The following is an 18,271-nucleotide window of genomic DNA, read 5'->3' on the forward strand; positions in this document are numbered from 1 at the left end:
TCAGTTAGCGATGAAGCGCTTCTCATCCGTCAGGACCTGCAGCAGCAGGCTTAGCTGCGGTTTCTGGTCTTTCAACCGTTCACCCTGCAGATTATATGTCTGGTAATTCCCGTTGCTGTTCAGCACCAGCGTCAGCTTCGGCGTGGTCACCACCAGCGTGTTACTCCCGGCAGCCGTGACCCAGTTATGGCGGCGCGCGGCGCTGAAGAGATCCTGTCCCTGCGAATACTCGTTTGCTGGCGTGCTGACGTGCAGCAGGCGTTGCATCAGGGTGGTCATGACATCTTTATGCTCGGTAAGCATATTGATGCGCTGGGCAGGGGTGCCAGGCCAGTGGATCACCAGTGGAACCTGCAGGTTCGGGCGTGACCAGCTCATACTCTTCGTCTCGTTGCCCAACGGTACGCCATGGCCTGCGGTAACGATCACCACGGTGTTGTCCAGCTTGCCTGACTCGCGTAGCGCGTCGAGTACGCGGCCTATCTGCGCATCGACATCGCCAGCCGCGCGGCCGTAGCGTCGCACAAAGTCATTCTTATTACTGTTGGCAAGCGTTGTGCCGTTAAAAGCAACCCATGAGAACCAGCGGTTATCTTCCTGGGCGTAACGCTGCAGCCAGTTTATCCATTGGCTGGCGGTCTGCGCATCGGACTGATTTTGCGCTGGCGGCAGCGAGAAATCTGACAGCAGCGCCTGACGGTAGAGCGGGCTGTTAAAGCCATCTGATGAGAACAACCCTAGCTGGTAACCTTGCTGATTCAATCCGGTAATCAGCGCCGCAGGTGTGCGGGTAGAGAGTACGCCGTCCATGTAGCCGGCTGAAATGCCATAGAAGAGGCCAAAGATGCCTGCATCGGTTGAGTTCCCTGAGCTCATATGCTGAGTAAACGTGACGTTTTTACTCGCGAAATCGGCCAGCGCAGGCATCTGCTTCTCGTAACGGGAATAGTTCAGGCCGTCGACGGTGATCAGCAGGACGTTTTGCCCGCGCCCCATATCGCGATAGCGCAAGTCGCTTAGGGGATACTGAACGCTGACGGCTTCCGGATTACCCTGTTCGACCAGGCGGCGCTGGTACTCCTGCGCATCAAGCAGGCCGTGTTTCTCGAGGAAGCGACGGGCTGTCATAGGATACGAGAGCGGCAGGTTAGCGCGCTGCATGGTAATAGGGCGATAGAAGTTCGCATCCGCCCAGATATACATGATGTGCGAACTGATAAAGGAGACAAAAAAGAGCGTGGCGACAGGCTTCGCGTAATGGCGTCGCCGGGTCAGGCTGCGAAGTTTTTGCCAGCTCCAGGTGGCAAACAGCATCTCAATCAACAGGATCACCGGGACGCTGATAAACATCAACTGCCAGTCACGGGCCGTTTCATTTTGGTCGGGGTTAATCACCAGTTCCCAGACGATGGGGTTGAGATGCAGGTGGAAGCGGGTGAACACTTCGCTGTCGATAAGCAGCAGCGTCATCCCCACCGTCGCAAGGATGGCGGACAAGAACCGCATCAGACGCTGCGACATGACGATAAACGTCAAAGGGAACAGGATCAGCAGATAGGTGGCGAAAACCAAAAAGCTAAAGTGACCCACAACGCTCATCCAGGAGTAGATACGCCCGGTTAGCGTTGTTGGCCAGTCTGCGACAAACAGATAACGACAGCCAATGACCGTCGCCAACAGAATGTTGAACAGGGCAAACCAGTGCCCCCAGCTGACCATCTGGGAGACTTTTTCACGGTAGCGCTGACGATTCGTCACCATAAACTGTTGTTCGTATCCCTTAATGGGCCTGGTCGTTGCTGACGGATGACTGTAAAGCCTGGGCGAAAGATTTTGCGATCGCCTGACGCTGAGCCGGAGCAACGCTGGTGTTAATAAGGTTGGTGACCATATTTCCCAAAACCATCAGGGAGAGATCGGTCGGCGTTTTATGTTTTTCCAGTACGTTGACCAGCTCACTGAGCAGTTGTTCAACGTGTTCATCACTGTAGCGGGAATGTTGTGGCATAAATCAAAATCAGTTTGTTGATGAAAGGGCAACATATTACCGTAGCAACAGCTTTTTTTCCCCTTTTTTATCTGTTGTTGCACACATGTCCTGGTGGTGGTTGAATACCGCCCGGTCTAAAAGGAGAGTTTATCATGAGTCTGGAAATCAACCAGATTGCCTTGCACCAGCTTATCAAGCGCGATGAGCAAACCCTTGAAGTGGTGCTGCGCGATTCGTTACTGGAACCCACGGCGACCGTTGTGGAGATGATGGCAGAGCTGCATCGCGTCTACAGCGCCAAAAATAAAGCCTATGGTCTGTTCAGCGAAGAGAGTGAACTGGCAGATAGCCTGCGCCTGCAGCGTCAGGGCGAAGAGGATTTCCTGGCGTTTAGCCGCGCCGCTACCGGGCGTCTGCGCGACGAGCTGGCGAAATATCCCTTCGCCGACGGCGGGATCGTGCTGTTCTGCCATTACCGCTATCTGGCGGTGGAGTATCTGTTGGTGACCGTGCTGAATAACTTAAGCAGCATGCGCGTGAACGAGCAGCTGGATATCAGCTCGACGCACTACCTGGATATCAATCATGCGGATATTGTGGCGCGTATTGATTTGACCGAGTGGGAAACCAACCCGGAGTCGACCCGCTACCTGACTTTCCTGAAGGGACGCGTGGGCCGAAAAGTGGCGGATTTCTTCATGGACTTCCTCGGTGCCAGCGAAGGTCTTAACGCCAAAGCGCAGAACAAAGGTCTGCTGCAGGCGGTTGACGACTTCACGGCTGAAGCTCAGCTCGATAAATCTGAGCGTCAGAACGTACGCCAGCAGGTTTACAGCTACTGCAACGAACAGCTGCAGGCAGGGGAAGAGATTGAGCTGGAGTCGCTGTCAAAAGAGCTGGCGGGCGTGAGCGAAGTCAGCTTCCAGGAATTCACCGCGGATAAAGGCTATGAGCTTGAAGAGAGCTTCCCGGCGGATCGCAGTACGCTGCGTCAGTTAACCAAGTTTGCCGGCAGCGGTGGTGGGTTAACCATCAATTTTGACGCGATGTTGCTGGGTGAACGCATTTTCTGGGATCCGGCCACCGATACGCTAACCATCAAAGGTACGCCGCCGAACCTGCGCGATCAGCTTCAGCGCCGCACCTCGGGCGGGAAATAACAGCCATAAAAAAACCCCGCAGAAGCGGGGTTTTTTTTCGACGTGTTTGCGATTACGCGCGAACGAAGTCGATGTGAGACAGTTTTGGCTTGAACGGGTGACGCTGAACAGCCTGAACCTTCACTTTTTCTTCTTTCCCGCCAACAACGAGAGTCAGAACTTCGCTGTAAAAACCTTCTTTGGTCTGCAGGTTCCACAGTTTGTCGTGGTCCAGTTCGATTGCAACTGGAGCAGCTTCGCCACCATAAATGATAGCTGGGAACTTGTTGGCGTTACGCAGGCGGCGGCTCGCACCCTTACCCTGAACGCTACGTACTTCTACTTCGATAGTAAACATTGATTTCTCTCTGTATTTATAACCCTGCTACAGGCGACCCAGCAGCAGGCGAGTGTTCTGCCCCACGGATGTGGAGCGGGCGGCATTTTATACTCATATGCCCCTCACTTCAATGAAAAGTGCCGTTAACCGCGCATTTCGTTCGCCCGGCGGAAGCGGCCTTCATAGTCAAAGACCTTCTCACGCACCTGCCAGAACTGGCCTTTTTTACGGGCAACCACAAAATCAGGATGACGCAGCAACACCTGTTGATGGACGATGTCGGCAACGGTTATCCAGCGCAGAGGCACCCCGGGCGTACGCGTATGAGGGCGGATGAAGAGCTGTTCGAAGGCCGTGCGCTGGGCTGGAGTCTGCAGGCGAAACCGCTCGCTAACGTCGGCTCCGTCTTCATCGTAATAGGTGATCTTCAGCCACTCACCTTTGTCGTCCGCACCAGGCTGCAGCGCCATGCCGGAACAGCGCAGCACCAGCGCATCTTTCAGCTTCAGCGCCGCTTTCAGCATATCGTCCGGGTCAACCAGCACCGTGTCGCATTCCCGGCAGCGGCGGGCGGCAATGTCGTTTTCGGCGTTGCACTGCGGGCAGTTTTTAAAACGGAAACGGAAATCGCACTGCTCGCGATGCCCCTCGTCATCTTCAAACCAGCCCTGACAGCGGCGGCCAAAGTGTTCGATCAGCGTGCCGTCAGCGGTGGTTTTTCCCCAGAAGGTGTTGGCAAACCCGCAGGCCGGGCAAAAGACCTGCACGGGCACGTTGTCGCTTTTTCCTTTTGGCGCGCCGACTTCAGGCGTATAGAGATCGTGCGGGTTACCGGCATAATCCAGAATCAGGCAGTCGGTTTTTCCCGGAGCCAGACGCAGGCCGCGGCCAACAATTTGCTGATACAGACTGACCGATTCGGTTGGGCGTAAAATGGCGATCAGGTCGACGTGCGGCGCGTCAAAGCCGGTGGTCAATACCGACACGTTAACCAGATAGCGGAACTGCTGGGCTTTAAAGGCGTCAATCAGGCTGTCGCGCGCCGGGCCGGGCGTCTCGCCGGTGATTAACGCCGCGTCGCTAGAGGGCAGTAACCCGGTGATTTCTCGCGCGTGCTCAACGGTGGCGGCAAAGATCATCACCCCTTTGCGCGTCGCGGCGAACTCCTCAATCTGGCTGATGATATGCGGCGTAATACGCTTTTGTTTTTTCAGCTCCTGGTTAAGATCCGCTTCGCTGAATAAACCGTTACTCTGCGCCTGCAAACGGCTGAAATCGTACTGCACCACCGGCATATCCAGCCGTTCAGGCGGTGTCAGATAGCCATGCTTAATCATGTAGCGCAGCGGAAGTTCATAAATGCAGTCGCTAAACAGGGCTTTGTCATCGCCGCGCACCATGCCGTGATAATGGTAGCGATAGATCCAGCCTTTACCCAGACGAAACGGGGTTGCCGTCAGGCCCAACAGGCGTAAGTGAGGGTTTACCTCTTTCAGGTGCGTCAGGATTTGCTGATACTGGCTGTCGTCGTCATCGCTGATACGGTGACACTCGTCGACAATCAGCAGCGAAAATTCGCTGCGAAACAGGTCCAGATTGCGGGCCACCGACTGCACGCTGCCAAAGACCACTTTGCCGTGGCTCTCTTTGCGCTTGAGCCCGGCGGCGAAAATGTCGGCTTCCAGTCCAAGGGCACAATACTTGGCGTGGTTTTGCGCGACGAGTTCTTTGACGTGCGCCAGCACCAGCACGCGACCACGGGCCAGGCGCGCCAGTTCGGCGATGACCAGGCTTTTGCCTGCACCAGTCGGGAGCACAATCGCCGCCGGTTCGCGATGTTTACGGAACCAGGCGAGGGTAGCGTCAACGGCTTCCTGCTGGTAGGGACGAAGTGTAAAAGTCATAGGGTCTCGGTTTCGTTATTCCGCACATATACCCGTCATACTTCAAGTTGCCTGTGCGTTGGCTGCACTCGTTCACCCCGGTCACTTACTTATGTAAGCTCCCGGGGATTCACTCCTTTGCCGCCTTCATGCAACTCGAATTATTTAGGGTATAGATAGTATGCCACGAAACTTTTTCCCTTGAGTGGCGCAACCAGACCATTATACTGAACCGTTCCAGACTGCTTCTTTTTCGGACCTGTTGTCCGACTTCCAGCACCATTAAGGCTAAAAAGATTTCATGCGACTTGATAAGTTTATCGCTCAGCAACTCGGCGTAAGCCGCGCTATTGCCGGGCGCGAAATTCGCGCCAGCCGCGTTACCGTGGATGGCGACATTGTGAGAGACACCGCTTTCAAACTCCAGCCCGATCATCAGGTTGAATATGATGGCAATCCGCTGACCCAGCAGCATGGTCCGCGCTATTTCATGCTCAATAAGCCGGAAGGCTATGTCTGCTCAACGGACGATCCGGATCACCCGACGGTGCTCTATTTCCTCGACGAACCGGTTGCACACAAGCTGCATGCCGCAGGCCGACTCGATATCGACACCACCGGTCTGGTGCTGATGACCGACGACGGGCAGTGGTCTCACCGCATCACCTCTCCGCGCCACCACTGCGAGAAAACGTATCTGGTCACGCTGGAATCTCCGGTTGCGGATGACACGGCAGAGCAATTCGCGAAAGGCGTTCAGTTGCATAATGAAAAAGATCTCACCAAACCCGCTGTGCTTGAGGTGATCGCTCCGACCGAAGTCCGTCTGACCATCAGTGAAGGGCGTTATCATCAGGTGAAACGTATGTTTGCTGCAGTGGGAAACCACGTTGTGGGCCTGCATCGTGAGCGGATTGGTGCGATTGAACTCGATCCCGACCTGGCGCCTGGCGAATATCGCCCGTTAACGGAAGAAGAGATCGCCAGCGTCGGTCTGCCTTCGCACTAATTTCAGGAGAGCTCTGTGACCACCAGGCCACACTCGTCGTTCAAAATCGTCTTCATTCTTGGCCTGCTGGCCATGCTGATGCCGCTGTCTATTGATATGTACTTGCCCGCGCTGCCGGTCATTTCTGCGCAGTTTGGCGTTCCGGCGGGCAGCGCGCAAATGACGCTCAGCACCTATATTCTCGGCTTTGCCCTCGGCCAGCTGTTTTATGGCCCGATGGCGGACAGCCTTGGACGCAAGCCCGTCATTCTGGGCGGGACGCTGGTCTTCGCGGCCGCTGCGGTTGCCTGTGCGCTGTCGCAGACCATCGATCAGCTGATTATCATGCGCTTCTTGCATGGTCTGGCGGCAGCTGCGGCAAGCGTGGTGATTAACGCCCTGATGCGCGATATCTACCCGAAAGAAGAGTTCTCGCGCATGATGTCGTTTGTGATGCTGGTGACGACGATTGCGCCGCTGGTGGCTCCGATGGCGGGTGGTGCGGTGCTGGTGTGGTTTAGCTGGCATGTAATTTTCTGGATCCTGGCACTGGCCGCGCTGCTGGCCTCGGCGATGATTTTCTTCTTTATTGATGAAACGCTTCCCGTCGAGCGCCGCCAGAAATTCCACATCCGTACCACAATCGGCAACTTTGCCTCGCTGTTCCGCCACAAACGCGTGCTGAGCTATATGCTGGCGAGCGGGTTCAGCTTCGCCGGGATGTTCTCCTTCCTGAGCGCCGGGCCGTTTGTCTACATCGAACTGAACCACGTTTCGCCTCAGCATTTCGGCTATTACTTTGCGCTCAACATCGTCTTCCTGTTTATCATGACCATCATCAACAGCCGTTTTGTCCGGCGGGTGGGGGCGCTGAATATGTTCCGCGCCGGGCTGTGGATCCAGTTTGTGATGGCTATCTGGCTGGTGGTGAGCGCGTTTCTTAGCGTGGGCTTCTGGGCGCTGGTCGTTGGTGTGGCGGCCTTTGTCGGCTGCGTGTCGATGGTGTCATCCAACGGGATGGCGGTGATCCTGGATGAGTTTCCGCATATGGCGGGTACCGCATCGTCGCTGGCGGGGACGTTCCGCTTCGGTATAGGCGCTATTGTCGGAGCGCTGCTGTCTATGGCCACCTTTACAACGGCATGGCCAATGCTGTGGGCGATGGCTTTTTGCGCAACCAGTTCCATACTCTTCTATCTTTACGCCAGTCGACCGCGAAAAGCGGCTCACTAAAATACAGAGAAGGCCCGAGAGGGCCTTTTTTGTTGATACATATCAACCAAACCCCCGTTCGTTTATGCCGTGTTTGTTTATTTTATGTAAAATCTATTTGTGTAAAAAGTCACATCATTGTATTCAAAAAGGTTGAGTTAGATCGCAGAAACGGGTACATATAGCGCCAACGCGAGCCTGGACACGAATAAAAAGCGCTGAATAGTGCAGGCTGGCGATGATGTGTTACTATAAATGTAAATAAATTGTGAAGTAAATTTTGCTTCCGGGGAACGAACGTGAATACATTACAGCTCTCGATTGTCCATCGCTTGCCCCAGAGCTATCGCTGGTCGGCGGGTTTTGCAGGTTCGAAAGTTGAACCGATTCCGCAAAGCGCTGCAGAGTGCGAGAATTGTCTGGTTGCGCTCAAGCTGCTGAGCCCGAGCGAAGGAGAAGCATGGCCGGTGATGGAGCGTCTCAGCCAGGCCCTGACGGATATTGAAGTAGACAGCTCCGTGCTGGAGTGTGAAGGTGAGCCGTGCCTGTTTGTGAAAAGCCAGGACGAGTTTGCTGCTACCTGTCGCCTGAAGAATTTTGGCGTTGCTATCGCTGAGCCTTTCTCTGGCCAGTACCCGTTCTGAGCGCTAGTCTGCCGATAACAGCTGGCGCGTGTAGCGCTGCGTTGGTGCGCTAAATACGCGCTGGCACTCACCCTGCTCGACCACCTCTCCCTGTCTCAATACAATCACCTGATGGCATAGCGCCCGCACCACCTGTAAATCATGGCTGATAAAGATATAGGCCAGCCGATGTTTTTCCTGTAACCCTTTGAGCAGCGCCAGGATCTGCGCCTGAACGGTTCTGTCCAGAGACGACGTCGGTTCATCCAGAATAATCAGCTCCGGTTTCAGGATCAGCGCGCGGGCAATCGCGATACGCTGGCGCTGCCCGCCGGAGAATTCAGCCGGATAGCGGTGACGCGTCTCGGGATCTAAGCCCACTTCGGCCATTACCCGTATGACCTCCTGCTCGCGTTGCTGAGCGCTCAGGGCGGGCTGATGCACTCGCAGGCCCTCTTCGACAATCTGTAACACGCTGAGCCGCGGGTTAAGCGAGGAGTTGGGATCCTGAAAGACCACCTGCATGCGGGGACGCACGGGCAGCATCTGACGCCGGTTCCAGCGGTGCAGCGGCATGCCGTCAAAGAGGATTTCACCCTGTGAGGCAATTAAGCGCAGCAGCGCCAGACCGGTGGTGCTTTTGCCCGAACCGGATTCGCCCACCAGCCCCAGGGATTCGCCAGGGCGCAGCGAGAAGCGGATGTTTTTCAGCACCGGGTTCCGATCGACAATACGCCGCAGAATACCTTTGCGGATCGGGAACGAGACGGACAGATCCTCAACGCGCAGCAGCGGCGCGCTGTTCGCATCGAGAGGAACCGGATCGCCGGAGGGTTCGCTGTCGAGCAGGCGTTGCGTATACGGATGTTGCGGCGCGTTCAGCAGCGTGGACGCATTATTCTGTTCAACACATCGCCCGTTTTGCATCACCGCGACGCTGTCGGCCAGCTTTCTCACAATGCTCAGGTTGTGCGTGATAAACAGCAGGCTCATATTCAGTTCGTCGCGCAGCTCCCGCAGCAACGTCAATATTTGCGCCTGTACCGTCACGTCCAGCGCCGTTGTGGGTTCGTCGGCAATCAACAGTTCGGGGCGCGTGAGCAGGGCCATGGCAATCATCACGCGCTGGCGTTCGCCGCCGGAGAGCTGGTGCGGAAAATCATTCAGCCGTTTGGCCGCATTGCGTATGCCTGTCCGTTCAAGACAATCCAGAATTTCTCCCCGCGCCGCCTCTTTGCGCATCCCCCGATGCAGGGAGAGTACTTCATAGAGCTGTTTTTCCAGGCTGTGCAGAGGGTTGAGGGAAACCATCGGCTCCTGGAAGATCATGGCGATCTTGTTGCCGCGAATGCCGCGCAGGGTATGCTCGTCGGCATGCAGCAGCGAACTGCCGTGAAACAGAATATCCCCTTGCGGGTAGCTCACTGGCGGAGACGGCAGCAGGCGCAGGATAGAAAGTGCCGAAACGCTCTTGCCTGAGCCCGACTCTCCCACCAGGGCCAGCGTTTCACCGCGCTGGATCTGCAGCGACAAGTCGGTGACCACGGTGCGCGTCTCGCCCTGCGTTGAAAAAGCAATCGACAGGTTATCAATGCTGAGAAGGGGCTGGGTCATCTTATACCGCCTTGTTCGGATCGAAGGCATCGCGCACGGCTTCGCCAATAAAAATCAGCAGCGAAAGCAGCACGGCCACAGAGAGAAAGGCGGCGATACCTAACCACGGCGCCTGAAGGTTGTTCTTGCCCTGCAGCAGCAGTTCGCCGAGCGACGGGGAGCCCAGCGGTAACCCAAAGCCAAGAAAATCCAGTGATGTGAGAGTGGTGATGGAGCTACACAGAATAAACGGCAGGAAGGTGAGCGTTGCCACCACGGCGTTTGGCAGCATATGGCGGAAGATGATCCCGCGGTCGCTCACGCCAAGCGCCTGCGCGGCGCGAATATAGTCAAAATTGCGGGTGCGCAGGAACTCTGCCCGCACCACACCCACCAGCGCCATCCAGCCGAACAGGACGGTGATGCCTAACAGCCACCAGAAGCCCGGCTGCACCACGCTGGAAAGCAGGATAATCAGAAACAGCGTTGGCATGCCTGACCAGACTTCAATAACCCGCTGACCCCACAGGTCAATTTTCCCGCCGTAGTAACCCTGAACGGCGCCTGCCACGACGCCCATCACGCTGGAGAAGATCGTCAGCATCAGCCCAAAGAGGATTGAAATTCGGGTGCCATACAGGATGCGCGCCAGCACGTCGCCACCGTTGGCATCCGTTCCCAGCCAGTTTTGCGCGGAGGGCGGTGAAGGGAAGGGGGTCGTGGTGGAGAAGTTAATGCTGTTTGCGCCAAAACGCACCGGCGCCCAGAGCGCCCAGCCGTGCTGCTCGATCTGCCGACGAAGCCACGGATCCTGATACTCTGCCGGCGTTGCAAACGGGCCGCCAAAGTTGCTTTCGCTGTAGTTGGCGATAACCGGCACGTACCAGCGGTCATTAAAATGCACCAGCAACGGCTTGTCGTTGGCAATCAGCTCCGAAAACATGCTCAGGACAAACAGTACGGCAAAAATCCACAGCGACCAGTAGCCGCGACGATTGTGGCGAAAACGGGCCCAGCGGGCCTGGTTGACGGGGCTTAAACGCGGCATCAGCGGCCCTCAAAATCGATTCGGGGATCGACCAGCGTATAGCTGATATCACTGATGATATTCAGCAGCAGGCCAATCAGGGTGAAAATATAGAGCGTGCCAAACATCACCGGATAATCACGCGACACGGTGGCCTCATAGCCCAGCAGGCCCAGACCGTTGAGCGAGAACATCACCTCTATCAGCAGCGAGCCGGTAAAAAACATACTGATGAACGTGGCAGGAAATCCGGCAATCACCAGCAGCATGGCGTTGCGAAACACGTGCTTCCACATGATCTGCTTCTCGCTCACGCCCTTGGCGCGGGCAGTCACGACGTACTGTTTACGAATTTCATCGAGAAAGGCATTTTTGGTCAGCATGGTCAGGGCTGCAAACCCGCCAATGACCGTGGCCAGAACCGGCAGCGTGATATGCCAGAGATAGTCGGTGATTTTCTGGTACCACGGTAAGGTGCTGAAATCGGCGGAGACTAACCCTCGCAGCGGGAAGAGATCGAAATAACTTCCCCCGGCAAAAAAGACAATCAGCAGGACGGCAAACAGAAACGCCGGGATGGCATAGCCAATGATGATGAACGTGCTGCTCCAGATGTCAAAGCGGCTGCCGTTGTAAACCGCTTTGCGGATCCCGAGCGGAATAGAGACCAGATAGATGATCAGCGTTCCCCACAGCCCCAGCGTTATCGAAACCGGCAGGCTTTGCTTAATCAACGTTAATACTGATGCGCTGCGAAACAGGCTATCGCCAAAATCAAAGCGGATGTAATCCCAGAGCATTTTGAAATAGCGCTCGTGAATCGGTTTGTCAAAGCCGTAGCGGTGGGTGATCTCAGCGATCACCTCCGGATCCAGCCCGCGTCCGCCGCGATAATGGCTTTCGCTGATATTCCCTACGCCGGTTCGCGCATGGCTCGCGCCCATGCCTTCACCGCCTCCGCCGGGCATCCCGCCGCTGTTGCCAAATTCAATGGCGGCAATCGCCTGATCGACCGGGCCCCCGGGGGCGATTTGCACGATAAAAAAGTTAATTGTGATGATCGCCCACAGGGTGGGGATGACCAGCAGAAGACGGCGGATAAGATACGCACCCATGATAATTCCTTATCGCCGCTCAGCGGGAAGTCTGGCGGCTTTGTTAACGTCATACCACCAGGTATCAAATCCCAGGGAATAGACAGGGCGCACGGCAGGCACGGAGAACTTGTCCCAGCGCGCAAGGCGATCTTCTCCCATATACCACATCGGCAGCATGTAGTAGTTCCAGGTTAAGACTCTGTCGAGGGCGCGCCCAAGCGGCACGAGCTTTTCTTTATCCCCCCCCTGGGCCGCCACAATTTTCGCAATCAGCGCATCAATCGCCGGGCTTTTGACCCCTGGTGCATTGTATGAGGAGTCAATGTAGCTGGAGGCCCAGGATATTTGCAGGTCTGAGCTGGGCCACGGCTGCGCGGGCCACAGGCGCTGCATCATATCGTAATCACGGCTGCGCATGCGGCTGGTGATCTGCGCGTTATCGACCTGGCGAATGTTCATGGTCACGCCCAGCCGCTCAAGATTGTGCTTAAACGGCAGTACCCACTGATCGTTGCCCCCGGACGAGAGCAGCAGCTCAAAGCTGAGAGGCTTACCCGTTTTGGCATCAACACGCTTTTGATTCTTCAGGGGCCAGCCCGCGTCATCCAGCAGCTTGCTGGCTTTGAGCAGGTTGCCGCGATCGTAACCGTCACCGTTCGATGCGGGTGGCTGAAACACGCTGGTGAAAACCTGCGGCGGAATTTCCGCTTTCAGCGGCGCCAGCAGAACCAGCTCGTCGGCTTTCGGATAATCACGGGCGGCGTACTCGGTATTTTGAAAATAGCTGTTGGCGCGGCTGTACGCGCCGTAAAACAGGGCTTTGTTCATCCATTCAAAATCAAAGGCCAGGGAAATGGCTTCCCGTACCCGGCGGTCATTAAATACCGGACGCTGAATATTAAACGCCAGCCAGCGGGTGTCCTGGGCAGATTCATTTTTATGTTCGTCTTTGACGATATAGCCTTTGGCGAAATTTTTCCCGATATAGCGGGTCGCCCAGTTTTTGGCACTGCTCTCGACGCGTAAATCAAAGGCTCCGGCTTTGAAGGCTTCAAACGCCACGTTATCGTCAAGGTAGTAATCATAGCGAAGGGTGTCGAAATTCCAGCGTCCGCGGTTCACCGGCAGGTTGGCCGCCCAGTAGTCTTTGACGCGGGAATAGACCACATACTGCCCCATGCGCCAGTCGGTAATGCGATAGGGGCCGCCTGCCAGCGGTGGGGTTGAGAGCGGGTCGCTTAGCTTATGATTTTTCCAGAACGATTCCGGCATCACGGGCAGCGAGAACAGGCTGAGCATATTCTCTTTGTTCGGTTCGCTCAGCTCAATGCGCACGGTGAGCGGCGCAATGGCTCTGACGGATGCGCCTTTATAGACGATGCGGAACTGGGGAACGCCTTCGGTCATGAATTTATGGAAGGTGAATGCGACGTCGCTGGCCTTAACCGGCGTACCGTCATGAAAACGTGCCCGCGGGTTCAGCGAGATTTCGGCCCAGGCGAAGTTATCCGCGTAGCGCACGTTATCGGCAATGAGTGGATAGTAGCTGCCGGGTTCATCATCAGACGTGACAAAGAGAGTATCGTAGAGCGATTCCGTTCGCGCCGCCGCCACGCCGCGCAGGGCGAAGCGGTTGAAGTTATCGAAGGTTCCCGTGGCGGAAAGCGTGACCTTTCCGCCCTTTGGCGCGGCAGGGTTGACGTAATCGAAGTGCGTAAAATTAACCGCGTATTTCGGCTCGCCAATTACCGCGAAGGCGATATTTTCTTTGATGGTTTGCGCCTGGCTGGACAGGCTCGTTAATGCCAACATCAGCAACATGAAGCGCATAAACATCACGTGGCGGCTCCCTCTTTTACAGACCTGCTCAGTTAAGCTGAATAATAAGTGACGTCACGGGCAATGTGAAATTATTCACCGTCGGGTGAAACGTCAGGCCGCCAGTTGCGGAACTGCTCCAGCGGCATCGGGCGGCTAATCCAGTATCCTTGCAGGTAATTAACGCCGTGCTCGCGTAGCCAGGCGGCCTGTTCCGGCGTTTCCACCCCTTCGGCGACGGTCGACATATTCAGTCGTCTTGCCAGCGTCAGTACGGCATCCAGCACCGGCGACGTCACCGTCTCAGTGCCAATCGCATTAACAAAACCACGGTCGATTTTGAGGTAGTCCATGGTGAAATGCTCAAGATAGATCAGCGCGCTGTGGCCAGTACCAAAATCATCTATGGCTATCTCAAAGCCTTCGTTGTGCAGCCATTCGAAGAGGCTATTGGCTTCCCGATGGTTAAGCATGTCGCGCTCGGTGATTTCCAGCACGATCTGGAAGTAATCCGGCGGCAGCAGGGCTTTGAAGGTGCGCATATCGTCTTTGAAGCTTTCCGCATGCAGATGCCCCGGCGCAATGTTGATGCCCACTTTTGCCCCCGGGGGTAACAGTGTTTGTAACACGGGGGCATCGCGAATAATAAGATCAAAGAGATGCAGCGTCAGCGGGACAATCAGCTTCTGCGCTTCGGCAAAATTGATAAACGCGTCCGGCGGAATTTCCCCCATTGTCGGGTGTTTCCAGCGCATCAGTACTTCGAGCCCGGTCATCCTGAGCGATGTGGAATCAACGACGGGCTGATAGACCACGTAAAACTGACCGCGCTTAATGGCGCTTAAAATCTCTTTGCCCGGATTCAACCGTATGTTGAGGATATAGTAGTTGAGCGATCCGGCACAAATCCCGCAGACCAGCCCGAAGAACAGGGCGTAGAGAATTTCATCGCTGGTCCATGCATCCGCATACAGCTTAATGGTCAGGGGGACGTCTTTCAGCGTCGCGGTGCGGGCCGGGATTTCATGTAAGTCGTGCGCATCGACCAGCGTGCTGGACCGCGTTGACAACGCATGATCGCCAATGATGATGGCGATGCCCGTGAATTCATCCTGGCGCGCGGTATAGAGCAGGTAAGGGGTCAGATTGATATTCACCGAGGTGAACACACCGCCATCCTTCACTAAGGGATTACGGTACCAGATGGCAATAGCGGGCTTATTGGGCAGCATGGGTGTGCCTGGAAGCAATGCCATATCGATCTGTTTGTTGACGTGCAGCTCAGGTATCAGCTCCTCCATCGGGGCATTCATCGGGCCTGTGGCAGACGAGCAGAACGCCATTTTGTCTCTGACCAGCAGGAATGCGCGAACGTTAATGCTAAAGGCGGCGCGCGAGGTGAGTTCCTGGTTGACGTCATGGCAATTGTCCAGCGTGAGTGGCTGGAGCGTATCGATAGCGTTTTTTAACTCATCGAAATAGCTCGCCATGTAGATGCTCACATCGTGGATCAGGGTGTCGAGTTTGGCTTCTCGCTTGTGGTAGCTCCAGAAAAATTGCAACGAACCCAGGAGCAGGGCGGCGATGAGGCCTGTGATAATACTGAGGATCAGTATCTTGCGATTACTGGAGAAGTAGCGGGTGAACATAGACGTCGTGATTCCTGAAATGCCGCTGGATGTATTCAGTGTAATGGGCAAAAAAAAACACTGCCGAAGCAGTGCTTTCTTTCATCGTATCGCCAGCCAAGGGATAACCAACGATACAATTGTCATATTAACTGCGGGTCAGTACACGGCGCGCTTCGTTATAACGCTTCTTCCAGTACGGTTCGTTCATGCTGGAAATGGTCACACCGCTGCTGGTGGAGGCATGTACAAACTGGTCATTACCAATGTAGATGCCAACGTGTCGACCTGTGGAACCTGCACGGAACAGAACTAAGTCACCGGTGCGAAGTTTAGTGCGCGAAATCGACTTGCCCATCTCCTGCTGCTCATATGTTGAACGCGGAAGATCTAACCCAAATTGCTCGCGGAACGTACGCTGCACAAAACCGGAACAATCGATACCTGTTTTTGTGCTGCCACCAAGACGATAGCGCACGCCTTTCCAGCTAGCATACTGGTCCATAATGCGGGACTTCACATCCAGATTACGTACCATATTTTCAAATTCATCCTGAGAGGCTTGCAGTGACGAGGAATCTTCCATTCCCACAACACGCGTCTCAGGATGCATATTCTTTGCGGTGTTCGATGTACTACATGCAGACAACAGTACCGCGACTGCTATCGCCGGGATCCCCCGTAAGATATATCTCAGAAACGGTTGAGATTTGACCATTTTGTTTATTTTCCCTTGAAGTCCTTAACGACAAATATCGTTATAAAAATGCCAAACGTGACGAGACTAATTATCTGTTCACATTGAGACAATTCTTTCTGGTCACATTTGTGGCACAGCGCACAAAATTATTCACCAGCGAAATAATTATCTCTATGGGGCAAAACGAGTTCGAGATTAACCGATTGCCAGGGGTATTGCGAGTAAAAAAAGCCTTTTTTTTATAAGAAATTGTGATACAGAAAGTAAAAATCCGTAATTGCTTAAATTGCAGTCAGATCCGACGTTTAATTGCGCAATTGCTTCATTTTTATCATGAATATGATGACGAGAATATGACAGTGGGGAAAGATCGCGCTGAGAGCAGCATCAGGGATCATGTCGATCCATGATGCTTAACGTTAATTTTGGTTAGTTATTTGTTTAATTATTGTTGCGTTTTGCCGGGAAGATAGCGATCGAAGAGGGCTATTATCCTGTCGCTCAGGGGAGTCATCAGACACCACGGCAGCGCAATCAGCGCAACGGAGAGCGAGCCGACGGCAATATCGGTGAACCAGTGTGCGCCAATCATTACGCGCGGGAAGGCAAAAACCACAAAAATAATCAGGGCTATCGCAAAGGCTTTTCTGCCGAAATAGCGAAGCATAATTGCGGAAAAAATAAGCAGCATCATACCGTGATCGCCCGGGAAACTGTCCTTCGACGCATCTTTTGTAGGAATATGCAGCAACTCGCTGACGCGATAAATATCGGTGAAGAATAGCGTTGGGCTTGAACGCTTAACCGGAATAATCGCGGTGGCCAGCTGGTTAATTATCACCGCAAACAGCAGCATCACCAGACCGATAATCAGAATACGCCGGCGTCCGCTTTTATCCTCTTTCAGCCAGAAAGAGAGCATCAGGCAGCCCATGGCCAGCAGTGAGAAGCCGTCAAAGGCACGGTTGTTGGTGATAGCCACCAGCCACAGGAACGCGTTGCTCTTCACCAGCTCCTGGTTGAAGAAGTGAAAAATGGCAGAATCCAGCGGGAACCAGAAACCATGACTCGCCGGGATATACCAGGAGAAGAAAAGCGCCAGACCGGCGACATTAAGCAGTAATATCAGGGAAAATCGAGTTGTCATAACGTTCTGCATAGAGTGAAAACTGGGGCAACGTTAGCCGCCCGAACTTAAACGAATACTCAACAGGCTGGACTGCAGGGCATTCCAGTCGGCGTTAACCGCACTAATTAACTCTATACGGCTGTCCGGTGGTGCCACATTTTGCGTTTCAATAAAGAAATCGTCACCCTGGCGGTTGATCCGCACCAGCCCGTCCGGCGTGCGCATGATCCCTTTCACGCGATCGACGGGCGCAAGTCGGGCCCACTCCAGGATCCCGATGGTGTCGAAAACGGTTTCAGCATCAAAAATCCATCCGCAGGCCTGATATCCCTGACCGCTGTTCAGATTACGACGCCAGCGCTGGTGCTCTGGCAGACTCAGGGCAGCCAGACCCTGCTTAACCGGATGACTGTGCGCATGAGCCGCGCTGGCAGGTAGCTCGGTGAGGTTCAGACGGGGAAAGTCAAGCAGGGCAGTGTCAATTTTTCCCTGCGTGGTCTGCACCCGCGTGCGATTGCCGCCGAAATGCTGCCACCACGCGTCCAGCGCGGCCTGGCTTTCAGCCGTAGCGCGATCTTCTTTGTTGGCAACGATAACGTCTGCTGAGGCGAGCTGATCGCGGAAGTTCTCGTTGGCCACCGCTTTGTCATCCAGAAGCTGACGAGGATCGAGCAGGCACAGGGTGGCGCGCAGATCGATCCACGGCTCATAAACCGGGGCGGTCAGTAAATCGAGAATCTGCTTTGGGTGACCCAGCCCGGTGGGTTCAATCAGAAGTCGGTCGGGTTTGCCCTGACGCAGCAGCGTATTGAGCCCCACCTGCATCGGCAGGCCATTGACGCAGCACATGCATCCGCCTGGGATCTCTTTAATCATCGCGCCGCTGGAGGACAGCAATGCGCCATCAATGCCCACCTCGCCAAATTCATTGACCAGCACGGCCCATTTCTCGGCCGGATCTTTATTCGCCAGCAGGTGGAGAATGGAGGTGGTTTTACCGCTGCCGAGAAAACCGGTGATGAGGTTGGTTTTGGTCACGTGTGCTCCGCAAGAGAAGTGTGATGCTATAACTCTGTTCTCTCTATCCTGGCGAAAAACGTGACC

At 54.9% G+C, this 18,271-nt stretch carries 16 protein-coding genes; 4 read left to right on the plus strand and 12 right to left on the minus strand.

Annotated elements, in window-relative coordinates; all coding sequences use genetic code 11:
- Both yejM and PYW49_RS14270 read right to left on the minus strand, forming a co-directional pair.
- Nucleotides 1-1,761: an LPS biosynthesis-modulating metalloenzyme YejM gene (gene yejM / locus PYW49_RS14265; protein WP_320386771.1), complete on the minus strand. Its 1,761-nt coding sequence runs from the start codon at nt 1,759-1,761 to the stop codon at nt 1-3.
- Nucleotides 1,762-1,780: 19 nt separating this feature from the next.
- A complete protein-coding gene (locus PYW49_RS14270) occupies nt 1,781-2,008 on the minus strand; it encodes a YejL family protein (protein WP_014884596.1) in 228 nt (75 codons plus the stop codon).
- A gap of 134 nt (nt 2,009-2,142) precedes the next feature.
- Here PYW49_RS14270 and yejK point away from each other — a divergent pair, with 134 nt between their 5' ends.
- A complete protein-coding gene (gene yejK, locus PYW49_RS14275) occupies nt 2,143-3,150 on the plus strand; it encodes a nucleoid-associated protein YejK (RefSeq protein WP_047346586.1) in 1,008 nt (335 codons plus the stop codon).
- 52 nt (nt 3,151-3,202) lie between these two features.
- On the opposite strand, the gene rplY is transcribed toward yejK, so the two are convergent.
- Together rplY and PYW49_RS14285 are read right to left on the minus strand one after the other, a co-directional pair.
- Complete coding sequence (rplY, locus tag PYW49_RS14280) at nt 3,203-3,487, minus strand: 50S ribosomal protein L25 (RefSeq protein WP_134347832.1); 285 nt, start codon at nt 3,485-3,487, stop codon at nt 3,203-3,205.
- 125 nt (nt 3,488-3,612) lie between these two features.
- Nucleotides 3,613-5,373, minus strand: a complete 1,761-nt coding sequence (locus PYW49_RS14285) for a DEAD/DEAH box helicase (RefSeq protein ID WP_320386772.1) — start codon at nt 5,371-5,373, stop codon at nt 3,613-3,615.
- A gap of 280 nt (nt 5,374-5,653) precedes the next feature.
- Between PYW49_RS14285 and rsuA the strand changes: the two genes are divergently transcribed.
- The 3 genes from rsuA (at nt 5,654) to PYW49_RS14300 (ending at nt 8,196) form a co-directional block, all read left to right on the plus strand.
- On the plus strand, nt 5,654-6,361 hold the full coding sequence (rsuA, locus tag PYW49_RS14290; protein ID WP_320386773.1) for a 16S rRNA pseudouridine(516) synthase RsuA: 708 nt from the start codon (nt 5,654-5,656) through the stop codon (nt 6,359-6,361).
- A 15-nt stretch (nt 6,362-6,376) separates the two neighbouring features.
- Nucleotides 6,377-7,573 (plus strand): Bcr/CflA family multidrug efflux MFS transporter, encoded by a 1,197-nt coding sequence (locus tag PYW49_RS14295; protein WP_320386774.1) that lies wholly within the window; start codon nt 6,377-6,379, stop codon nt 7,571-7,573.
- Between the two features lie 278 nt (nt 7,574-7,851).
- Complete coding sequence (locus tag PYW49_RS14300) at nt 7,852-8,196, plus strand: YejG family protein (RefSeq protein WP_320386775.1); 345 nt, start codon at nt 7,852-7,854, stop codon at nt 8,194-8,196.
- 3 nt (nt 8,197-8,199) lie between these two features.
- On the opposite strand, the gene yejF is transcribed toward PYW49_RS14300, so the two are convergent.
- From yejF to PYW49_RS14340, 8 genes are all read right to left on the minus strand, one after another.
- Nucleotides 8,200-9,789 carry a microcin C ABC transporter ATP-binding protein YejF gene (gene yejF, locus PYW49_RS14305; RefSeq protein WP_134347837.1) on the minus strand — a complete coding sequence of 530 codons (1,590 nt, stop codon included), beginning with the start codon at nt 9,787-9,789 and terminating at the stop codon, nt 8,200-8,202.
- 1 nt (nt 9,790) lies between these two features.
- Nucleotides 9,791-10,816, minus strand: a complete 1,026-nt coding sequence (locus PYW49_RS14310) for an ABC transporter permease (RefSeq protein WP_320386776.1) — start codon at nt 10,814-10,816, stop codon at nt 9,791-9,793.
- Nucleotides 10,816-11,910: a microcin C ABC transporter permease YejB gene (locus tag PYW49_RS14315; protein ID WP_134347839.1), complete on the minus strand. Its 1,095-nt coding sequence runs from the start codon at nt 11,908-11,910 to the stop codon at nt 10,816-10,818. The genes PYW49_RS14310 and PYW49_RS14315 overlap by 1 nt, the downstream gene beginning before the upstream one ends.
- 9 nt (nt 11,911-11,919) lie before the next feature.
- Entirely contained in the window at nt 11,920-13,728 is a 1,809-nt protein-coding gene (locus PYW49_RS14320; RefSeq protein WP_320386777.1) for an extracellular solute-binding protein, read from the minus strand.
- 74 nt (nt 13,729-13,802) lie between these two features.
- Complete coding sequence (locus tag PYW49_RS14325) at nt 13,803-15,359, minus strand: cyclic di-GMP phosphodiesterase (RefSeq protein ID WP_320386778.1); 1,557 nt, start codon at nt 15,357-15,359, stop codon at nt 13,803-13,805.
- 127 nt (nt 15,360-15,486) lie between these two features.
- A complete protein-coding gene (mepS, locus tag PYW49_RS14330; RefSeq protein WP_047346578.1) occupies nt 15,487-16,056 on the minus strand; it encodes a bifunctional murein DD-endopeptidase/murein LD-carboxypeptidase in 570 nt (189 codons plus the stop codon).
- Nucleotides 16,057-16,483: 427 nt separating this feature from the next.
- Nucleotides 16,484-17,185: a phosphatase PAP2 family protein gene (locus tag PYW49_RS14335; RefSeq protein ID WP_320386779.1), complete on the minus strand. Its 702-nt coding sequence runs from the start codon at nt 17,183-17,185 to the stop codon at nt 16,484-16,486.
- 33 nt (nt 17,186-17,218) lie between these two features.
- Complete coding sequence (locus PYW49_RS14340) at nt 17,219-18,205, minus strand: CobW family GTP-binding protein (protein ID WP_320386780.1); 987 nt, start codon at nt 18,203-18,205, stop codon at nt 17,219-17,221.
- Between the last annotated feature and the right edge of the window lie 66 nt (nt 18,206-18,271).

Source organism: Enterobacter chinensis (assembly GCF_034008295.1).
GTDB lineage: Bacteria > Pseudomonadota > Gammaproteobacteria > Enterobacterales > Enterobacteriaceae > Enterobacter > Enterobacter chinensis.